Genomic DNA, 18,362 nt, shown 5'->3' on the forward strand with positions numbered 1-18,362 from the left:
CCTGAGTGGCCATTTGTTAGATAGCCCCAGTTGCAAGGAATTCACCACCATGAAGCCGCGCTATTCCATTTTTTCGCTCGCGCGAAACGCCATGAACTACCACAAGGATTGGGAACGCGCCTGGCGTTCTCCCAATCCGAAGCAGGAATATGACGCAGTCATCGTCGGCGCGGGCGGTCATGGGCTGGCAACCGCCTATTACCTGGCCAAGAACCACAAGATGACCAATATCGCGGTTGTGGAAAAGGGCTGGCTCGGCGGCGGCAACACCGGGCGCAATACCACCATCATCCGTTCGAATTACCTCCAGGACCCGTCCATCGCCATTTATGAGCTTGCGCGCTCGCTCTATGAGGACCTGGCGCAGGAGCTGAACTACAACGTCATGTTCAGCCCGCGCGGCGTCTTGATGCTGTGCCAGACGCAGCATGAGTTCCGCGCCTTCCAGCGTACCGCGCACGCCAACCGCCTCGCAGGCCTCGATTGCCGCATGGTGACGCCGGCGGAAGTGAAGGAAATCGTCCCCATCATCAATGACGATCCGAACTGCCGCTACCCCATCCTCGGCGCCTATTACCAGCCGCGCGGCGGCACCGGCCGGCATGATGCGGTTGCCTGGGGTTATGCCCGTGGCGCCGACTCGCTTGGCGTTGACATCATCCAGAATTGCGAAGTGACCGGCATCCTGCGGGACGGCGGCAAGGTGACGGGCCTCGAGACGACGCGCGGCGTGATCCGTACCAAGAAGATCGGCGTCGTCACCGCGGGCCATGTCTCCACCATCATGGACATGGCGGGCGTAAGGATGCCGATCGAGAGCCAGTGCCTGCAGGCGCTGGTCTCTGAGCCGATCAAGCCGGTGATCGACTGCGTGGTCATGGCCAACACGGTGCATGGCTACATGAGCCAGTCGGACAAGGGCGAGCTCGTCATCGGCGGCGGCACGGACCCTTACAATAATTACTCGCAGCGCGGCTCTTTCCCGGCGCTCGAACACACGGTCTCTGCGCTGGTCGAGACCTTCCCCATCATCTCCAGGCTCCGCATGCTCAGGCTGTGGGGCGGCATCGTGGACATGACGGGTGACCGCTCGCCGATCATTTCCAAGACGCCGGTTGACGGACTGTTCGTCAATTGCGGCTGGGGCACCGGCGGCTTCAAGGCCATTCCGGGATCGGGCTGGGTCTTTGCCGATACCATCGCCAATGACCGGCCGCACCCCATTGCCGAGCCCTTCGGTTTGAACCGCTTCCAGGAAGGCCGCCTGATCGACGAATCCGTCGCAGCCGCGGTCGCCCACTAGGAGAGAAACGATGCTTGTCGTCAAATGTCCCGTCTGCGGTGCTGAAGGTGACGAAACGGATTTCCACGCTGCGGGCCAGGCCCATGTGCGCCGCCCGGCAACCTATGATCCGGCCCATGTGACGGATGCGGAACAGCGCGACTATCTGTTCATCCGCTATAATCCAAAGGGCCTCCATTTTGAGCGCTGGCGCTGTGACCGCGGCTGCGGCAAATGGTTCCACGCCGCGCGGGACACGGTGACGCTCGAATTCAAGGCCTTCTACGGCATCACCGAACTGCCGCCGGCTGACGTCATTGCCCAGGCAACCGGTCAGTGGGCTGATTATTTCGCCGAACGCCTGAAACGCCAGAACCCGGAAGGGACTGAGGCATGAGCAAGCCATATCGTCTCAGCACCGGCGGCCACCTCGTGGACCGCACGAAGAAGGTCAGCTTTTCGTTTGACGGCAAGACGCTCAGCGGTTTCGCGGGCGACACCGTCGCCTCCGCCGTTCTGGCGTCCGGCCAGCGCGTCTTCGGGCGCAGCTTCAAATATCACCGGCCCCGCGGCGTGGTGGGCCTGGGCTCCGAGGAAATGAACGCGCTACTGGGTGTGGGCGAAGGGGCAAGGCATGAGCCGAACCTGAGGGCCACCCAGGTTGAGATCTTCAACGGCCTCTCTGCTGTCTCGCAAAACCGCTGGCCCTCGCTCAACTTCGATGTGGGCGCCATCAACAACACCTTCTCGCGCTTCATTCCGGGCGGCTTCTATTACAAGACGCTGATGTGGCCTGCCTCCTTCTGGAAGCATGTCTATGAGCCGTTCATCCGCCGTGCGGCAGGCCTCGGCAAGGCGCCAGAAGGCCGCGATCCCGACCGTTACGAGCAGATCCATGTCCATTGCGATGTACTGGTGATCGGTGGCGGTGTGGCAGGCCTCGCCGCGGCCGAAGCGGCTGCGGCCTCTGGCGCCAAGGTCATCCTCGCGGATGAGAACCCGCGCTTTGGCGGGCTCGCGGATATTTCGGGCGGCACCATTGATGGCCAGTCCCTCACAAAGTGGGCAGACTCGAAGGCAGCTGCACTCGCTGCTGCCGGGAATGTGCATGTCCTCAACCGCACCACGGTCGTCGGCCACTGGCACCATAATTTCCTCATGCTGTTCGAGCGCGTGGCGGATCATGATCCGGCACTCCTCTCTCAAGGCGTTCCGCGCCACCGCCTGTGGAAGGTGCGGGCACATCAGGTGATCCTCGCCACGGGCGCGCTCGAGCGGCCGATCGCCTTCGCCAATAATGACCGCCCCGGCGTGATGCTCGCCTCCGCCGCGCGTGGCATGGTGGAGCGTTATGGCGTGGCGCCCGGTTCCTCGGGTGTCGTCTTCACCAACAATGACGATGCCTATCAGACCGCCATCGTGCTGAAGGATGCAGGTGTGGGCGTTCGCGTCGTGGACTCGCGCGCGCGGGCCGAAGGCGCACTTCCCAACAAGGCGCGTGAGATGGGCATTCCCGTCGATGCGGGCTCCGTCATCTCTGCAGTCAACACCAGCTGGGGCGGGCTTGGCATCACGGATGTCAAAGTCGCGTCCTATCGCAAGGGTCAGGGCCGGGTCATCAAGGAAACCAAGGTCGCCTGCGATTTCGTCGCCATGTCCGGCGGCTGGAATCCGGCGCTCCATCTCTGGTGCCACAATGGCGGCAAGATCCGCTTTGATGACACGCTGCAGTCTTTCCGCCCTGACCGCCATCATGACAAGATCACAGCCATCGGCGCCGCCAACGGCCACTTCGCGCTCCCGCAGATTCTCGAGGAGGCTTATGGCGCGGGCTCCCGCCTGTCAGGCCACGGCAATCTGCACCCCGTTCCAACGGCCGTGCAGGCGGAAGAGCGCGCGCTGGAGCCCATCTGGTTTGCGCCCGCAACGGGCAAATACAATGAAGGCAACAAGCACTTCATCGATTTCCAGAATGACGTGACGGCGGCCGATCTCGAACTCGCCCAGCGCGAAGGCTATGAGTCGGTCGAGCACACGAAGCGCTACACCACCTTCGGCATGGCAACCGACCAGGGCAAGACCTCTAACCTCAATGGCCTCGGCATTCTGTCGGAAGCAACGGGCAAGTCGATCCCCGAGATCGGCATCACCACCTTCCGCCCGCCCTATACGCCTTTCTCCTTCGGCGCGATTGCGGGCAATCTCACCAAGGATCTGTTCCTGCCCATCCGCCGCACCGCCGTCTACCAGTGGCATCTGGACCATGGCGCCGTGTGGGAACCCGTGGGCCAATGGCGCCGCGCCTATACTTACCCCCGTGCTGGCGAAGACAAGCACGCGTCGATTGACCGGGAAATCCTCAGTGTGCGGAACAAGGTCGGCCTGCTCGATGCCTCGACGCTGGGCAAGATCGAGATCAAGGGGCCGGACGCGGCTGAATTCCTTGACCGCATGTACACCAACATGTTCTCGAGCCTGAAAGTGGGCAAGTGCCGCTACGGGCTGATGATGAATGAGTTGGGCTTCCTGTCGGATGACGGCGTCACGGTGCGCCTGGGCGAGGATCACTTCCTCATGCACACGACGTCCGGCGGCGCGGACCGCATCGCCGCCTGGCTGGAGGAATGGCTTCAGACGGAGTGGACGCATTACAAGGTCTTCGTCACACCCGTCACCGAGCAATGGTCGCAATTCGCCATTGCGGGTCCACGCGCGCGTGACGTGCTGCAGACGCTCGATCCCGATTTCGAGATCTCGCATGCAGCGTTGCCGCATATGTCCTTTGTCGAGGGCAAGCTTGGCCCTTACCCCGTGCGGCTGTTCCGCATCAGCTTCTCGGGCGAACTCTCCTACGAAATCGCAACGCCCGCCAATTACGGGCTCGGCCTGTGGAACGCCATCATCGCGGCCGGTGCGGAATTCGGCCTCGAGCCCTATGGCACCGAAGCGCTTCACGTGCTCCGCGCCGAGAAGGGCTATATCGTGGTGGGCGATGAAACCGACGGCACCACGACCCCCATCGATGTTGGCCTCGACGGGCTGGTCTCCAAGAAGAAGGCGGATTTCATCGGCAAGCGCTCGCTGGAACAGTCCTTCCTCAAGGGTCCGAACCGCAAGCAGCTCGTGGGCCTCCTCACCGAGGATCCAAATGACGTGCTGCCCGATGGGGCTTATGCGGTGGCCCAGGTGAAAGATAAGCCGCCGATGGAGATGATCGGCCAGGTCACCTCCTCCTATAAATCCCCAACGCTCGGCCGCTCCATCGCCATGGCGCTGATCGAGAATGGCCGCGCGCGGATGGGCGATTCCATCTCCTTCCCGCTTCCCGGCGGCAAGGTCATCCGCGCCACGATCACCGATACGGTCTTCTATGACAAGGAAGGGGCCAAGCTGAATGTCTGAGCTCTCATACGCTTCGCCGCTGGCCGGGCTTGCACAGCCTCCGGACCTGGCGATTTCCATCCGCGAAATCCCGGACCGCGGCATGATCGATCTCCGCGGCCTGGCCACGGATCCTGCCTTCATGTCCGCCGTGCAGGACGTGCTGGGCGTGGCCCTTCCCATCGCCCCCCGCACATCCGTCAGCTGGGGCGACATCAAGGTCCTCTGGCTCTCGATCGACCAGTGGCTGATCCTCAGCACACGGACGAAAGCGCATGAGCTGCTGGCCCATCTCAAGGCCGCGCTGGCCGGGATTCATTCCTTGGCCGTCGATGTCTCGGACATGCGCGCCGTGATCCGCCTTGAAGGAGACGGCATCCGCGAGATCCTGATGAAGGGCACCTCGCTGGACCTGCTCGCCCCCGAATATAAACCCGGCTGCTGCCGCCGGATGCGCTACGCGGAAATTGCCGCCCTGCTGCATGTCGTGGAGGATGAGGTGTTCGACATCTACGTCTTCCGCTCCTACGCCCACTACACCTGGAGCTTCCTCAGCGCCACGGCGCGGGAGAGCGCCAAGGTGAAGTTGTTCGGCGCGCAGGATTTGGGGGATTAGGGCATTCGCCCAACCAACATTCACCTTGCCCGGGCTTGACCCGGGCATCCTTTTTCTCACCTCACATCAGCTGGTCATAGAGATCGATCCACCCCGGATTGTTCTTCTCCACAAGTGGGATCTTCCAAGCACGTGACCAGTGCTTAACGGTCTTCTCGCGCTGCACAGCATCCATGAACATCGCATATTCCTCGCAGTGCACGCGCATCGTGAGGCCAAATCTGCTGGTGAAACCGTCAAGCAATCCCATACGGTGCTCATAGGCTCTGCGTGGCAAATCTGTCGTGGATCCGGCATACAGCACACCACGCGCACGGTTGGTCATGATGTAGAAAAAGCCGCTGGGCATAGCGCATGAGGCAATAAAGAAGATGCCCGGGTCAAGCCCGGGCAAGGTGAAAGATAAGAATTATTAACTCTCTTTCCTCTCACCATGCCCGGGCTTGACCCGGGCATCCTTTTCCGCGGCCGAGACCGTCCTACTTCACCGTCCCCAACCACCCGAACAGCTTGTCGAATCCCCCGAACGGATAGAGATGCGGGGCGGCAATGCCCAGTTCGGGGCGGGCGTAGTGGAGCTCTGCCAGCCCCGCCACGAAATCATCCGGCGTGTTGACGCTGAGCAGCTTGGTGATGTTCAGCGCCTGCTTGCGGATGAAGCGCGCGGAATTGCCCACGCCGCACATGGCTGCATATTTGACCAGCGTCTTGATGGTTGCGGGGCCGGGCACGCCCACATGGATCGGAAGGTCGATCCCTGCGGCGCGGAGCGTCTTCGCCCAGTCGGCAACCGGCTCCGCCTCGAACAGGAATTGCGTGGCGATAAAGCCCTGGAGGCCATTGGCCTTCAGGTAGGCCTGCTTTTCCTTCAAGGCATCGAGCAGCACCGCCTCACCCTTGGTCTTGGTGATGTCGGGGTTGCCCTCGGGGTGGCCGGCGATGCCGATCTTCGTCACGCCATTGGCCTGGAACACGCCCGTCTGGAGCAGCTGGATCGCGGCATCATAGGCGCCTATCGGCTCTGCGGCACCGCCGCCCAGCACCAGCATGGTGGTGGCCCCGGCCTCTGCCAGCGCCTTGATGCGGGCGCGAAGGTCTGCCTCGTCTCTGATGAAGCGGGCTGGCACATGCGGCACGGGATCGAAGCCCGCGGCCTTGAGCTGCCGCACAGCCTCGATCTGACCGGCAAGATCGGCCGCATCGATCAACGCCACGAAAACCTGGGTCCCGGGCTGAAGCTGTTCCTTGAGCACCGCCAGCTTTTCGATCTGCTTCGGGGTAATCTCGAGGGAGGCTGCCTTAAGGAAGGCGGCCGTGGCCTGCTTCGGGGTCAGGCTGGTGGGGCTGAGCGGGGCATTCATGGGCAAGGGGCTCCGGTTTGGGTGGCCGGACATTGCGCCAGCATCTCCTGCCCCGCCCGGATGTTTGCGACCCCGCCATAACGAATGCGACCGCCGGAAAACGCTTGTGTCGTTTTCGTCCTGCGGCATGACGCTTCTAGACAAGGCCACAATCTTGCGCAAAAAGGCTTCAAACAGGAGTTCCCGCCCCATGTTCGGCGACCCCCCAAAGCAGCTGCCGCAGCACCTCGCGGTGATCGTGGTGCCGGAGTTCACCATGATGCCGGTCACCTCGGCCATTGAACCCCTGCGCATCGCAAACCGCCTGTCCGAGAAGGCGCTTTATAAATGGACGATGCATTCGGTGGACGGCCAGCCGGTCGCGGCCTCGAACGGCATTCTGGCCATGGTCGACGGCGATCTCTCCTCAGTGCCAGAAAACGCCACGATCCTGATCTGTGCCGGCCTCAACGTGCAGCGCCATACGGACAAACGGCTCATCGCCTGGCTGCGCAAGGTGGCCCGCAAGGGGGTGAACATCGGTGCCGTCTGCACCGGCGCGCATATCTTGGCTGAAGCGGGGCTGCTGGATGGCTACCGCTGCACCATCCACTGGGAAAACCTCCCCGGCTTCACCGAGGCCTTTCCGGAAATCGATGCGACGGGCGGCCTCTTCGAGATCGACCGGGACCGTTTCACCAGTGCCGGCGGCACAACGGCGCTGGACATGATGCTCACGCTGATCGCCAGCCAGCATGGGCCGGAGCTCGCGTCCGCTGCTGCCGAGGGCATTCTGCATTCGCCCATCCGGCACCACAGCGAACACCAGCGCATGTCGCTTCCGGCGCGGATCGGCGCCCGCCACCCCAAGCTCGTCGGCATCATCGAGGAGATGGAGCAGAATCTGGAAGAACCCCTCTCGCCCTCGATCCTGGCGAAGCAGGCAGGCCTCTCCACACGGCAGCTGGAACGGCTGTTCCGCCGTTACCTGGACCGCAGCCCCAAGCGCTATTACCTGGAGCTTCGTCTCAAGAAGGCGCGGTCCCTGCTGCTGCAGACGGATATGTCCGTCATCAATGTGGCGCTGGCCTGCGGCTTCTCCTCGCCATCGCATTTCTCGAAGTGCTATCGTGCCTTTTATGGCCGCACTCCCTACCGCGAACGCGGCATTCCGGTCATTGAAGCTTCCGCCCACGCTGAAACAGTGTAAGAAAAGGGCGGGCCATTTCTGGTCCGCCCCTTCTGACGAAGCGTTCGCGACCGGGGGGCGATAGGCAAACGCAACGTCTGTCGAACAGCAATCAAGGCATAAATCATCTCGTCTTAAAGTAGAAGAGAGAACGTTTTCATAGCCCTATGCGTGTAGCAAATGGCAGAAAATCGCAATAAATGCAATTATAGATTGAATTCGCCTGTGGATGTCAGGATGCGGATGGGAGCAGCAATGCGGCCCGCAACCCGCCGAGGCCGGCGCTTTCCAGAGTGACGTTGCCACTGTACATCGCAGCCGTTTCCGCCACGATCGAGAGGCCAAGGCCGGAGCCTGGTTTCGTTTCATCCAGCCGGAGCCCGCGCTTCAAGGCATCGGCGCGCTGCTGCGGGGGAAGGCCGGGGCCATCATCATCCACCTCGATCCGCAGGAAGCTGCGGCCCGCGGGTGCAGCACCTGTCTCGGGCCTCGCCGTCACCGTAACGCGGGCACCGGCCCATTTGCAGGCATTGTCCAGCAGGTTCCCCACCATCTCTTCGAGGTCCTGGCGTTCACCGCGAAATTTCAGGCTCTCAGGGCAGGAGACGGAGACGCTCACACCCTTTTCACGGTTGATCCGCTCCAGCGTCCGCGCCAGCGCATCCAGAACCGGCTTCACCTCCGTCACCGCGCCCAGGCCATGGGCACGTGCGGCGCGGCGCGCACGGTCCAGGTAAAGGCTCACCTGGTCCCGCATGGTGCCGGTCTGTTCGCGCACCTTGGCCGCAAGCGGGGTGTCCTGGCCTGCCGCCTCATTGGTCAGAACGCTCAACGGCGTCTTCAGCGCATGCGCCAGGTTTCCCACCTGCGTTCGCGCCCGCTCCACGATTTCGGCATTGGACTGGATCAGCAGGTTCAGCTCTTCCGCCACCGGGCGGATCTCGGCCGGATAGTCCCCTTTGAGCTGCTCGGCATCGCCCTTGCGGATGGCGATGAGATTGCCCTCCAGCGCGCGCAAAGGCCTCAAGCCGAAGCGCACCTGAACGAAGATCGCCAGCAGCAGGCCAATACCCAGCAGCATGAGGCTCGCCACCAGGGCGCGGTTGAAGGTCTTCACCTCACCGCTCAGCTCGTCATAGTTTCCGGCGACCAGCACGGAATATTCGCGGCGGCTCCCCGGCAGGCGGAACACCTGTTCGATCGCCCGCAGATTAACGCCCGTCACATCCTTCAAAAAGAACGCGGCCACGCCATCCGCCCCGCGCTGTGCCTGGGGAATGCTGAGGCGCTGTTCGAGGAGCGAGGCCGAAGCCAGATCGCGCGCGCCAGGGCCTTTCTCCACCGGCACCACCTGCCAATACCAGCCAGACAGCGGCAATCCGAAACGCGGGTCGGCCAAAGCATTGGAGAGATGCGGCGCACCTTCGGCGGAAACATCGAGATTGGCCAGAAGCCCGTCCAGCACGGAGCGCAGGCGCTGATCGAAATTGCGTTCGAGTGCCGCGGTGAAGATGCTCGCCAGCAAAAAGCCCGCCGCCGCCAGCAGCACGATCGAGACCAGTGCCGAAGACAGGATCAGCCGGCTCGAAAGCGATCTAGGCCGCATTGTCCGGCTCGGACACGCAATATCCCATGCCGCGGATCGTGTGCAGCACGTCAACGCCCAGCTTCTTGCGCAGCCGCCCGACGAAGACTTCAACCGTGTTCGAGTCGCGGTCGAAGTCCTGGTCATAGAGATGTTCGACCAGCTCGGTGCGCGAAACCACCTTGCCCTTGTGGTGCATCAGATAGGCCAGCAGCCGGAACTCGAGCGAGGTGAGCTTGACGCTGTTGCCGTTGACGCTCACACGCGCGCCCTTCGTATCGAGCATCACAGGCCCGCAAGTGATCTCGCTTGTCGCGTGGCCCGCACTCCGGCGCAGCAGCGCACGCAATCTTGCCAGCACCTCCTCCATATGGAAGGGCTTGGCCACATAATCATCGGCGCCGGCATCGAATCCCGCCACCTTGTCGCTCCACCGGTCACGCGCGGTCAGGATGAGAACCGGCATCTTGCGCCCGGTGCGCCGCCATTTTTCGAGAACGCTCACGCCATCAAGAATGGGGAGCCCTAAGTCCAGCACGACGGCGTCATAGGGTTCGGTGTCGCCCAGGAAATGCCCCTGCTCGCCATCCTTCGCGGCATCGACCACATAGCCCGCGTCCTGCAGGGCAGACACGAGCTGGCGGTTGATGTCCGGGTCATCCTCGACCACGAGCAGACGCATGAAACGTTCTCCCTTCCGGCAATCCTATTGGGCTGACACATCGCCCGTGGCAGCATCGACGATGACCTGCACCACGGCGCCATTCTGCTTCAGCCGCACCACATAGACTTGGCCCTTGCGCTTGACGCCCAATGGCTCCGAACCCGGCACCGCCGCAACCGCGCGGCGTACCGCTTCCGAAGGTTTCAGGCCGCCCGAATCCTGCGCGCCCGCCGGCATCGTCCACAGGGCGGCGGCGAGAATGGCTCCGGCCATTGTGAATGTCTTGCGCATGGTTCGCGTGCGGTCCTTTCGCGCCTGTCCTAACCCGTCCTAGCTGAACCCGGAATGAATGAAAATCAATGGCCCCGATCAACGCCCCTTCAGCACCCGCGTGCGCGGCTTCGCAGGAGTTCCGGCAAGGGCTGCCACGGTGCCGGCCACCTTCTCCAGCGAGCGCCCGCCGATATAGCCACCCATGCCGACTGCAACCCTGAGGAGCGCGCGCTGTCAAGGACTATTTTCCCTATACAGGAATTTCTAATTTGGCTTGCGGATGGAGCGGTGCCCGCTATTCCTCAATGATGGACATCCGCCAGCTTCAATATCTCGCAGCGCTCGCGCGCGAGAAGCACTTCACCCGCGCCGCCCAGGCCTGCCATGTCACGCAGCCCACGCTGTCAGGGCGAATCCGCCAGCTGGAGCAGGAGCTGGGCGTTCCCATCGTGGAGCGCGGCCAGCGCTATATCGGCCTGACCCCTGAAGGCGAGCGCGTTCTCAAATGGGCGCATCTGATCCTGGACAACTGGCAATCCCTCCAGCAGGAGCTCGCCACCATCCGCTCCAAGAAGGGTGAGCTCGTCGGAAGGCTTGTGCTGGGCGTCATCCCCTCTGCCCTTCCCATGGTCTCCCTCCTCACCCGCGCCATGGAGCGGGAGCACCAGCGCGTCGAATTCACCGTGCTCTCGCAATCTTCGGAAGAAATCCTGCGCAACCTCCATGAGCACGTGATCGACGCCGGCATCACCTATTTGGACAATGAGCCGGTCGAAGGCCTCATGCAGCATGTGCTCTATGTGGAGCATTATTGCCTGTTCGTCTCCGAACATTCTCCGTATGCTGACAAACCCTCCGTCACCTGGACAGAGGCCGCCCAGGAGCCCCTGTGCCTCCTCACCCCCAACATGCAGAACCGCCGCATCATCGACCGTGCCTTCGCCGTGGCTAACGCCCACCCCTCGCCACGGCTCGAAACCAATTCGATCATGAATCTCCTGGCCTCGGTCAAATCCATGGGCCTCTCTTCCATCATGCCGGATTATTTCATCCACGTTCTGGGCCGCCTCGAAGGGGTGAAGGCAGTTCCCCTGGTCGAGCCGAAGGTTGAGCACAAGGTGGGCCTCGTGGGCCTCCCGCGTGAACCCCTCTCCCCCCTCGTCTCCGCGCTCTTCGCCGCCGCCCGCACGCTCAAGGGTTGAGGCGCGGCGCCCACCCCTCCCCTGTGATCAGCTTTGCCTATCGCCCCATAGGTGCGGTCAATTGGAAATTGTGCCCGGCATAGGCCATTAGACGGGCATGTCTGGAAAACGCACTCTGCTCGATCTTTCTCCGCGCGAAGCGACGGCCGCGCGGGAGATTGCCCTCCGTTACGGCAACCGCGCGGATGCGCTGCTGGAAATCCTGCATGATCTGCAGGAAGATCTGGGCTTCGTTCCTGAGGCGGCGCTTCCTGCGCTGGCCAAGGCGCTGAACCTCTCGCGGGCGGAAGTCCACGGAGTTGTTAGCTTTTACCATGATTTCCGGCGGGAGCCTGCGGGCCGCCATGTGATCAAGGTGTGCCAGGCAGAGGCCTGCCAATCGATGCGCGGAACTGAACTCAGCGCCATGATCGAGCGTTACCTTCAGGTGAAACTGGGCCAGACCACCGCCGACGGCGCGATTACGGTTGAGGCTGTCTACTGCCTCGGCAACTGCGCGCTGGCCCCCGCCATCATGGTGGATGACAGGCTCGTGGGCCGGGTGGACCCGGCCAAATTCGAGAAGATCGTTGCGGAGTGCCGCTCATGATCAAGATTTATGTTCCGCGCGATTCCGCCGCCCGCTCGATGGGCGCCGATGAAGTCGCAGCCGGCCTCTGGTCCCACACGCAGGATCTGGGAATCGAGATCGTGCGCAACGGCTCGCGCGGTCTCCTCTTCCTTGAGCCGCTGGTGGAGGTCGAAACCCGGGAAGGCCGCATCGCCTATGGCCCGGTCTCGGCGGAGGACCTCCCTTCCCTCATCGCCGCGGGCTTCCACAAGGGCGGTGCCCATCCCCTGCGCCTCGGCAATATCGAGGAGCACCCCTACCTCAAGAATCAAGAGCGCCTCACCTTCGCGCGCTGCGGCATCACCGATCCGGTCTCGGTTCAGGATTACGTGAGCCATGGCGGCTTCGACGGTTTGAAGAAAGCGCTGGGGCTTTCGGGCGCTGAGATCGTGAGCGAAGTCACCAGCTCTGGCCTTCGCGGCCGCGGCGGTGCGGGCTTTCCCACCGGCATCAAGTGGAAGACGGTGCATGATGCGGCGGCCGATCAGAAATATATCTGCTGCAATGCAGATGAAGGCGATTCAGGCACCTTCGCAGACCGGATGGTGATGGAGGGCGACCCCCTCATGCTCATCGAAGGCATGACGATTGCGGCCATCGCCACCGGGGCCACCAAGGGCTTTGTCTATATCCGCTCCGAATATCCCGATGCGATCGCCACCATGAAGGAGGCGATCTCGGCTGCCCTCTCGGCCCGCTGGCTGGGCGCTAATATTCAGGGTACGGATAAATCCTTCCACTTGGAAGTCCGCCGCGGGGCCGGCGCCTATATCTGCGGTGAAGAGACGGCAATGCTCGAATCGCTCGAAGGCCGCCGCGGCATGGTGCGCTTCAAGCCGCCCATTCCGGCACTTGAAGGCCTGTTCGGCAAGCCCACCGTCATCAACAATGTGCTGAGCTTTGCCGCCGTGCCCTTCATCCTCGCCAAGGGTGGCGCGGCCTACAAGAATTACGGCATGGGCCGTTCGCACGGCACGCTGCCCTTCCAGCTTGCCGGCAACATCCGCCAGGGTGGCCTGGTGGAGAAGGCCTTCGGCGTCACGCTCCGTGAACTCGTCGAAACTTTCGGCGGCGGCACCTATTCGGGAAAGCCCATCCGCGCCATTCAGGTGGGTGGCCCCTTGGGTGCCTATGTGCCAGCCTCCCAGCTGGACATGCCGATGGATTACGAAACCTTCGCCGCAGCCCAGGCCATGGTCGGCCATGGCGGCATCGTGGTGTTTGACGAGAGCGTGGACATGGCGGCGCAAGCCCGCTTCGCCATGGAATTCTGCGCCATTGAATCCTGCGGCAAGTGCACCCCCTGCCGCATCGGCTCCACCAGGGGCGTTGAAGTGATTGACAAGATCGTCGCCGGCATTGACCGGGACGCGAACCTCGATCTCTTGGGCGACCTCTGCCAGACCATGACGGATGGTTCGCTTTGCGCCATGGGGGGCCTCACCCCCATGCCGGTGCTGAGCGCCATCAAGCATTTCCCCGAGGATTTTGACAAGCCCCAGCGGCTTGCAGCGGAATAGGAGCTTAAGCGCCCCATGACCCTTATCAAGGAAACGGACTTCGGCACGCCCAAGGCCATCTCGGACAAGATGGTGACCCTGGAAATCGACGGCCAGCAGATCACCGTGCCGGAAGGCACCTCCATCATGCGCGCTGCGATGGAGCTTGGCACCAAGATCCCCAAGCTTTGCGCGACTGACATGATGGACGCTTTCGGCTCCTGCCGCCTCTGCCTCGTTGAAATCGAGGGCCGCAAGGGAACGCCTGCCTCCTGCACAACGCCCGTTGCCCCCGGCATAAAGGTCCGTACACAGACGGATCGTCTGGCGCAGCTCCGCAAGGGCGTGATGGAGCTTTATATCTCGGACCACCCGCTCGATTGCCTCACCTGTGCGGCCAATGGCGATTGCGAATTGCAGGACATGGCGGGTGCCGTGGGCCTGCGCGAAGTGCGCTATGGCTATGAGGGCGACAATCACGTCTTCAAGAAGCGGGCTGATGGGTCTGAGAATATCCGCTACCAGCCCAAGGATCAGTCCAACCCCTATTTCACCTTCGATCCCGCCAAATGCATCGTCTGCTCGCGCTGCGTGCGCGCCTGCGAAGAGGTGCAAGGCACTTTCGCGCTGACGATCGATGGCCGCGGCTTTGACAGCCACGTCGCCGCCGGCATGGACGAAGCGTTCCTGGACTCCGAATGCGTCTCATGCGGCGCCTGCGTCCAGGCCTGCCCGACGGCGACGCTGACGGAAAAATCCGTGGTGGAGCTTGGCCAGCCGGAACATTCCGTCATCACCACCTGCGCCTATTGCGGCGTGGGCTGTTCCTTCAAGGCGGAAATGAAGGGCGATGAAGTCGTCCGCATGGTGCCGTACAAGGATGGTGGCGCCAATGAGGGCCACTCCTGCGTCAAGGGCCGCTTCGCCTGGGGCTACGCCACCCACAAGGACCGCGTGACCACACCGATGATCCGTGAACGGATCACCGATCCGTGGCGCGAAGTCTCCTGGGACGAGGCGATCGGCTATGCCGCCTCGCGCTTCAAATCCATTCAGGAAAAATATGGCCGCACCTCGATTGGCGGCATCACCTCGTCGCGCTGCACCAACGAAGAAGTCTTCGTGGTGCAAAAGATGATCCGTGCGGCTTTCAAGAACAACAACGTCGATACCTGCGCGCGCGTCTGCCATTCGCCCACGGGCTATGGCCTGTCCCGCACCTTCGGCACCTCGGCTGGCACGCAGGACTTCAAGTCGGTCGAGGCGTCCGACGTGATACTGCTGATCGGCGCCAACCCGACGGATGCCCACCCCGTTTTCGGCTCGCGCATGAAGAAGCGCCTGCGCGACGGCGCCAAGCTCATCGTGGCGGACCCCCGCAAGATTGACCTCGTGGATTCGCCCCACATCAAGGCCGTCCACCATCTGCAGCTCCGCCCCGGCACCAATGTGGCCGTGGTCAACGCGCTCGCCCATGTGATCCTCACCGAGGGGCTGGAGAAGCGGGACTACATCAGTGAACGTTGCGACCCGGTGGAATTTGCCCGCTGGGAAGCTTTCATCAGGGAAGACCGGAATTCGCCGGAAACCCTCGAACCCATCACCGGCGTTCCCGCTGCGGAGATCCGCGCTGCGGCCCGTCTCTTCGCAACCGGGGGCAACGGCGCCATCTATTATGGCCTCGGGGTCACCGAGCACAGCCAGGGCTCCACCATGGTCATGGGCATGGCGAACCTCGCCATGGCCACGGGCAACGTCGGCCGCAATGGCGTGGGCGTCAATCCGCTCCGTGGGCAGAACAATGTGCAGGGCTCCTGTGACATGGGGTCCTTCCCCCATGAATTTTCGGGCTACCGCCATGTGGGCGATGACACGGTGCGCCAACTGTTCGAAACTGTGTGGAACACGCATCTGGACAATGAGCCGGGCCTGCGCATTCCCAACATGTTCGATGCGGCGATTGAAGGCACCTATAAGGGCATCTTTGTGCAGGGTGAGGACATTGCCCAGTCGGACCCGAACCTGAACCATGTGACGCATGCACTGGAAGCCATGGACTGCGTGGTCGTGCAGGATCTGTTCCTGAACGAGACGGCCGCCTTCGCTCATGTGTTCCTGCCGGGCACATCCTTCCTCGAGAAGGACGGCACCTTCACCAATGCTGAGCGCCGCATCAACCGCGTGCGCATGGTGAAGGCTCCGATGCAGGGCAAGCAGGAATGGCAGGTGGTGGCAGAACTCGCCACCGCCATGGGCTATCCCATGCATTACAACAACGCCTCCGAGATCATGGATGAGATCGCGGCGGTCACCCCCACCTTCGCCGGCGTCTCCTTCGCCAAGCTCGACACGCTGGGCTCCGTCCAGTGGCCGTGCAATGACAAGGCGCCGGAGGGAACGCCGCTCATGCATGTGGGCGGCTTCGTGCGGGGCAAGGGCCGCTTCGTCGTCACCGAGTTCGTGCCGACGTCCGAGCGCACCAACCGCTCCTTCCCGCTCATCCTCACGACGGGCCGCATCCTCTCGCAATATAATGTCGGCGCGCAGACCCGCCGCACGGAAAATGTGGCCTGGCATCACGAGGATGTTCTCGAAATCCACCCGCATGATGCCGACGTCCGCGGCATCAAGGATGGCACCATGGTTTCGATCGCCAGCCGCGTGGGCGCCACGACGCTCCGTGCACGGATTTCCGAGCGCATGCCGCAGGGCGTGGTCTACACCACCTTCCACCACCCGGTGTCGGGCGCCAACGTCATCACCACCGAGAATTCGGACTGGGCTACCAACTGCCCCGAATACAAGGTGACGGCCGTTCAGGTGAACCTCTCCAACCTGCCGTCAGACTGGCAGAAGGAATGGGAAGAGCGCGAGGAAGAGAACAAGCGCATCGGCGCCAAGATGGTCGCTGCCGAGTGAGCACAAGGCGCGCCATGAAGCCAAGGCTCGTGCCGGCCTCGCCCGGCGCGGGCGAGGCTCTGCGCAGCTCCGTTCCGGCGCATGGCATTCTTCACACGCTGGCAGGTGACGAGGAAACCATCTGGCAGGTGCCGGAGGAAGTTCCTTTAAGCCTGCAGTTCAACTCCCAGAACCATGCCGTGATGATGGGGACGCCCGCCGACTTCGAAGACTTCGGCATCGGCTTTGCCCTGGCCGAAGGCATCATATCGCGAGCGCCGGATGTCTCAGGCGTGCTGGTGCTGCCCTCGGAACAGGGCTATGCGATTGACCTGTCCCTTCCCGAAGAGAAGATCAACCGGGAGCGCATGGCCAGGCGCAGCCTTGAGGGCCGCACAGGTTGCGGCCTTTGCGGCATCGAGGACATGAAGGACGCGATCCGCATGCCAGGCGGCACGCTGAAGCCCGTGACGTTGACCCCTCAGGCCGTGGCGCGCGCCTATGAGCAATTGCCGGATCACCAGCCGATGAGCCGGGTGAACCGCACGGTTCATGCGGCCGCCTGGTGCTCCGTGGACGGAGATATTCTCCTCTCGCGGGAGGATGTGGGCCGCCACAATGCGCTGGACAAGCTGATCGGCGCGCTCAGCCGTCAGCCCACGGATCTTTCCCAGGGCTTCGTGCTCATGTCCAGCCGCTGCAGCTTCGAACTCGTGCAGAAATGCGCCATCGCGGGAATCGGCGCGCTGGCCACTGTTTCCGCTCCCACCGCCCTTGCCTTGTCTCTCGCGCGGCAGGCGCATCTCAAGCTTGCCGCGCTCGCGAGCCGCGGCGTCATGATTTTCGACAGGGACTGACCATGCAACAACAGGACATGCTGCGGATGGCGAACCAGATCGCCTCCTTCTTCAACGGCTCCGGCCCCGAGGCCGCGGTGAGGGATGCCGCCGACCACATCAACAAGTTCTGGGACCCCCGCATGCGCACCATGCTGATCGCGCATCTGGACAAGGGCGGCGAAGGCCTCGACGAAACCATCGTGAAGGCCGCAAGCCTGATCAAGAGGCCGAAGCCCGCGGACGCGTGAGGGTTCTGGATGATGTCGTTTCACTCCACCTCGCGCAGTCGAGTGAGATCATTGGCAGATTTACACGCTATCTGTTCCGTCACCCCAGCGCAGGCTGGGGTCCCGCTTTATGTCAGCATGTGCGGGACGCAAAGCGGGATGCCAGCCTTCGCTGGCATGACGGTGCGAGCCTTAAGCTGCCGCTCCAGCACTTGAGGCCCCTGCCCCTCACCGCTTCCGCTTCGCTTTCGGCAGCTTCCACAAATGGTCGACCAGCTCCTCCACCGTGATGCCCTCTTCCGAATAGGCCTCGCCTGCAACCGCGATGCCGGCTTCCGTCACCGTCTCTGATGTGCCGGACACCAGCGGGTGCCACCAGGGGAGCTTCCGGCCTTCGTCCAGCAAGCGGTAGGCGCAGGTTTCGGGGAGCCAGCCGAGCGAGCCGACATTTCCCGGCGTCAGCGCCACGCAATCCGGCACCTTGGCCTGGCGGTTCGGGTAATCCGTGCAGCGGCAGGTGCCGAGATCGAGAAGTTTGCACGCTGCGCGGGTATAGAGAAAGCGGCCCGTATCTTCATCCTCGAGTTTGTTGAGGCAGCAGCGGCCGCAGCCATCGCACAGGCTTTCCCACTCCTCGCGCGTCATTTCGGGCAAAGACTTGGTTTTCCAGAAGGGCAGCGTGTTGGACATCGTGGGCTTATGGCATGGATGACCGGCGGCAAGTCAACCTCGCTCTGGTGCTGAAGGCCCCTCCGCT

General features: G+C 62.8%; 17 protein-coding genes. 11 read left to right on the forward strand and 6 right to left on the reverse strand.

Going from position 1 to position 18,362, the window contains the following annotated elements; genetic code table 11:
- Positions 1-49 precede the first annotated feature (49 nt).
- Genes ACO06F_RS06065 through ACO06F_RS06080 form a run of 4 tightly spaced genes read left to right on the forward strand, consistent with a single transcriptional unit; the run spans position 50 to position 5,279 of the window.
- Complete coding sequence (locus ACO06F_RS06065) at positions 50-1,303, forward strand: sarcosine oxidase subunit beta family protein (protein ID WP_421695793.1); 1,254 nt, start codon at positions 50-52, stop codon at positions 1,301-1,303.
- A gap of 10 nt (positions 1,304-1,313) precedes the next feature.
- Positions 1,314-1,679, forward strand: a complete 366-nt coding sequence (locus ACO06F_RS06070; protein WP_421695794.1) for a sarcosine oxidase subunit delta — start codon at positions 1,314-1,316, stop codon at positions 1,677-1,679.
- The gene (locus ACO06F_RS06075) at positions 1,676-4,684 is read left to right on the forward strand and encodes a sarcosine oxidase subunit alpha family protein (protein WP_421695795.1); all 3,009 of its coding nucleotides are present in this window, start codon (positions 1,676-1,678) and stop codon (positions 4,682-4,684) included. The genes ACO06F_RS06070 and ACO06F_RS06075 overlap by 4 nt, the downstream gene beginning before the upstream one ends.
- On the forward strand, positions 4,677-5,279 hold the full coding sequence (locus tag ACO06F_RS06080; protein WP_421695796.1) for a sarcosine oxidase subunit gamma: 603 nt from the start codon (positions 4,677-4,679) through the stop codon (positions 5,277-5,279). The genes ACO06F_RS06075 and ACO06F_RS06080 overlap by 8 nt, the downstream gene beginning before the upstream one ends.
- 61 nt (positions 5,280-5,340) lie before the next feature.
- Here ACO06F_RS06080 and ACO06F_RS06085 read toward each other — a convergent pair whose 3' ends face one another.
- Both ACO06F_RS06085 and ACO06F_RS06090 read right to left on the reverse strand, forming a co-directional pair.
- Positions 5,341-5,628, reverse strand: a complete 288-nt coding sequence (locus ACO06F_RS06085; RefSeq protein ID WP_421696631.1) for a GIY-YIG nuclease family protein — start codon at positions 5,626-5,628, stop codon at positions 5,341-5,343.
- Positions 5,629-5,758: 130 nt separating this feature from the next.
- Positions 5,759-6,640 carry a methylenetetrahydrofolate reductase gene (locus ACO06F_RS06090; protein WP_421695797.1) on the reverse strand — a complete coding sequence of 294 codons (882 nt, stop codon included), beginning with the start codon at positions 6,638-6,640 and terminating at the stop codon, positions 5,759-5,761.
- Between the two features lie 190 nt (positions 6,641-6,830).
- Here ACO06F_RS06090 and ACO06F_RS06095 point away from each other — a divergent pair, with 190 nt between their 5' ends.
- On the forward strand, positions 6,831-7,829 hold the full coding sequence (locus ACO06F_RS06095) for a GlxA family transcriptional regulator (protein ID WP_421695798.1): 999 nt from the start codon (positions 6,831-6,833) through the stop codon (positions 7,827-7,829).
- Between the two features lie 211 nt (positions 7,830-8,040).
- Here ACO06F_RS06095 and ACO06F_RS06100 read toward each other — a convergent pair whose 3' ends face one another.
- From ACO06F_RS06100 to ACO06F_RS06110, 3 genes are read right to left on the reverse strand one after another with little or no spacing between them, the layout of a single operon-like run.
- A complete protein-coding gene (locus ACO06F_RS06100; RefSeq protein ID WP_421695799.1) occupies positions 8,041-9,414 on the reverse strand; it encodes a sensor histidine kinase in 1,374 nt (457 codons plus the stop codon).
- Complete coding sequence (locus tag ACO06F_RS06105) at positions 9,404-10,075, reverse strand: response regulator transcription factor (RefSeq protein ID WP_421695800.1); 672 nt, start codon at positions 10,073-10,075, stop codon at positions 9,404-9,406. Before ACO06F_RS06105 ends, ACO06F_RS06100 begins: the two co-directional genes overlap by 11 nt.
- Before the next feature lie 24 nt (positions 10,076-10,099).
- The gene (locus tag ACO06F_RS06110; RefSeq protein ID WP_421695801.1) at positions 10,100-10,348 is read right to left on the reverse strand and encodes a PepSY domain-containing protein; all 249 of its coding nucleotides are present in this window, start codon (positions 10,346-10,348) and stop codon (positions 10,100-10,102) included.
- Between the two features lie 287 nt (positions 10,349-10,635).
- Here ACO06F_RS06110 and ACO06F_RS06115 point away from each other — a divergent pair, with 287 nt between their 5' ends.
- The 6 genes from ACO06F_RS06115 (at position 10,636) to ACO06F_RS06140 (ending at position 17,626) form a co-directional block, all read left to right on the forward strand.
- Complete coding sequence (locus ACO06F_RS06115; RefSeq protein ID WP_421695802.1) at positions 10,636-11,532, forward strand: LysR family transcriptional regulator; 897 nt, start codon at positions 10,636-10,638, stop codon at positions 11,530-11,532.
- 97 nt (positions 11,533-11,629) lie between these two features.
- Complete coding sequence (locus ACO06F_RS06120; protein ID WP_421695803.1) at positions 11,630-12,121, forward strand: formate dehydrogenase subunit gamma; 492 nt, start codon at positions 11,630-11,632, stop codon at positions 12,119-12,121.
- Positions 12,118-13,662, forward strand: a complete 1,545-nt coding sequence (locus tag ACO06F_RS06125) for a formate dehydrogenase beta subunit (RefSeq protein WP_421695804.1) — start codon at positions 12,118-12,120, stop codon at positions 13,660-13,662. The genes ACO06F_RS06120 and ACO06F_RS06125 overlap by 4 nt, the downstream gene beginning before the upstream one ends.
- A 15-nt stretch (positions 13,663-13,677) precedes the next feature.
- A complete protein-coding gene (gene fdhF / locus ACO06F_RS06130; RefSeq protein WP_421695805.1) occupies positions 13,678-16,560 on the forward strand; it encodes a formate dehydrogenase subunit alpha in 2,883 nt (960 codons plus the stop codon).
- A 14-nt stretch (positions 16,561-16,574) separates the two neighbouring features.
- A complete protein-coding gene (gene fdhD, locus ACO06F_RS06135) occupies positions 16,575-17,396 on the forward strand; it encodes a formate dehydrogenase accessory sulfurtransferase FdhD (RefSeq protein ID WP_421695806.1) in 822 nt (273 codons plus the stop codon).
- Positions 17,397-17,398: 2 nt separating this feature from the next.
- Positions 17,399-17,626 carry a formate dehydrogenase subunit delta gene (locus ACO06F_RS06140; RefSeq protein WP_421695807.1) on the forward strand — a complete coding sequence of 76 codons (228 nt, stop codon included), beginning with the start codon at positions 17,399-17,401 and terminating at the stop codon, positions 17,624-17,626.
- 207 nt (positions 17,627-17,833) lie between these two features.
- Here the strand turns inward: ACO06F_RS06140 and ACO06F_RS06145 are convergent, their stop codons facing one another.
- On the reverse strand, positions 17,834-18,295 hold the full coding sequence (locus ACO06F_RS06145; protein WP_421695808.1) for a YcgN family cysteine cluster protein: 462 nt from the start codon (positions 18,293-18,295) through the stop codon (positions 17,834-17,836).
- Positions 18,296-18,362 lie beyond the last annotated feature (67 nt).

The sequence above is a fragment of the Aestuariivirga sp. genome (assembly GCF_965227715.1).
Lineage (GTDB): Bacteria > Pseudomonadota > Alphaproteobacteria > Rhizobiales > Aestuariivirgaceae > Aestuariivirga.

What these genes read in the sequence shown, in the direction of transcription:
- ACO06F_RS06065 (WP_421695793.1), top strand. Translation starts at nt 50, where the DNA reads ATGAAGCCGCGCTATTCCATTTTTTCGCTCGCGCGAAACGCCATGAAC.
- ACO06F_RS06070 (WP_421695794.1), top strand. Translation starts at nt 1,314, where the DNA reads ATGCTTGTCGTCAAATGTCCCGTCTGCGGTGCTGAAGGTGACGAAACG.
- ACO06F_RS06075 (WP_421695795.1), top strand. Translation starts at nt 1,676, where the DNA reads ATGAGCAAGCCATATCGTCTCAGCACCGGCGGCCACCTCGTGGACCGC.
- ACO06F_RS06080 (WP_421695796.1), top strand. Translation starts at nt 4,677, where the DNA reads ATGTCTGAGCTCTCATACGCTTCGCCGCTGGCCGGGCTTGCACAGCCT.
- ACO06F_RS06085 (WP_421696631.1), bottom strand. Translation starts at nt 5,628, where the DNA reads ATGCCCAGCGGCTTTTTCTACATCATGACCAACCGTGCGCGTGGTGTG.
- ACO06F_RS06090 (WP_421695797.1), bottom strand. Translation starts at nt 6,640, where the DNA reads ATGAATGCCCCGCTCAGCCCCACCAGCCTGACCCCGAAGCAGGCCACG.
- ACO06F_RS06095 (WP_421695798.1), top strand. Translation starts at nt 6,831, where the DNA reads ATGTTCGGCGACCCCCCAAAGCAGCTGCCGCAGCACCTCGCGGTGATC.
- ACO06F_RS06100 (WP_421695799.1), bottom strand. Translation starts at nt 9,414, where the DNA reads ATGCGGCCTAGATCGCTTTCGAGCCGGCTGATCCTGTCTTCGGCACTG.
- ACO06F_RS06105 (WP_421695800.1), bottom strand. Translation starts at nt 10,075, where the DNA reads ATGCGTCTGCTCGTGGTCGAGGATGACCCGGACATCAACCGCCAGCTC.
- ACO06F_RS06110 (WP_421695801.1), bottom strand. Translation starts at nt 10,348, where the DNA reads ATGCGCAAGACATTCACAATGGCCGGAGCCATTCTCGCCGCCGCCCTG.
- ACO06F_RS06115 (WP_421695802.1), top strand. Translation starts at nt 10,636, where the DNA reads ATGATGGACATCCGCCAGCTTCAATATCTCGCAGCGCTCGCGCGCGAG.
- ACO06F_RS06120 (WP_421695803.1), top strand. Translation starts at nt 11,630, where the DNA reads ATGTCTGGAAAACGCACTCTGCTCGATCTTTCTCCGCGCGAAGCGACG.
- ACO06F_RS06125 (WP_421695804.1), top strand. Translation starts at nt 12,118, where the DNA reads ATGATCAAGATTTATGTTCCGCGCGATTCCGCCGCCCGCTCGATGGGC.
- fdhF (WP_421695805.1), top strand. Translation starts at nt 13,678, where the DNA reads ATGACCCTTATCAAGGAAACGGACTTCGGCACGCCCAAGGCCATCTCG.
- fdhD (WP_421695806.1), top strand. Translation starts at nt 16,575, where the DNA reads ATGAAGCCAAGGCTCGTGCCGGCCTCGCCCGGCGCGGGCGAGGCTCTG.
- ACO06F_RS06140 (WP_421695807.1), top strand. Translation starts at nt 17,399, where the DNA reads ATGCAACAACAGGACATGCTGCGGATGGCGAACCAGATCGCCTCCTTC.
- ACO06F_RS06145 (WP_421695808.1), bottom strand. Translation starts at nt 18,295, where the DNA reads ATGTCCAACACGCTGCCCTTCTGGAAAACCAAGTCTTTGCCCGAAATG.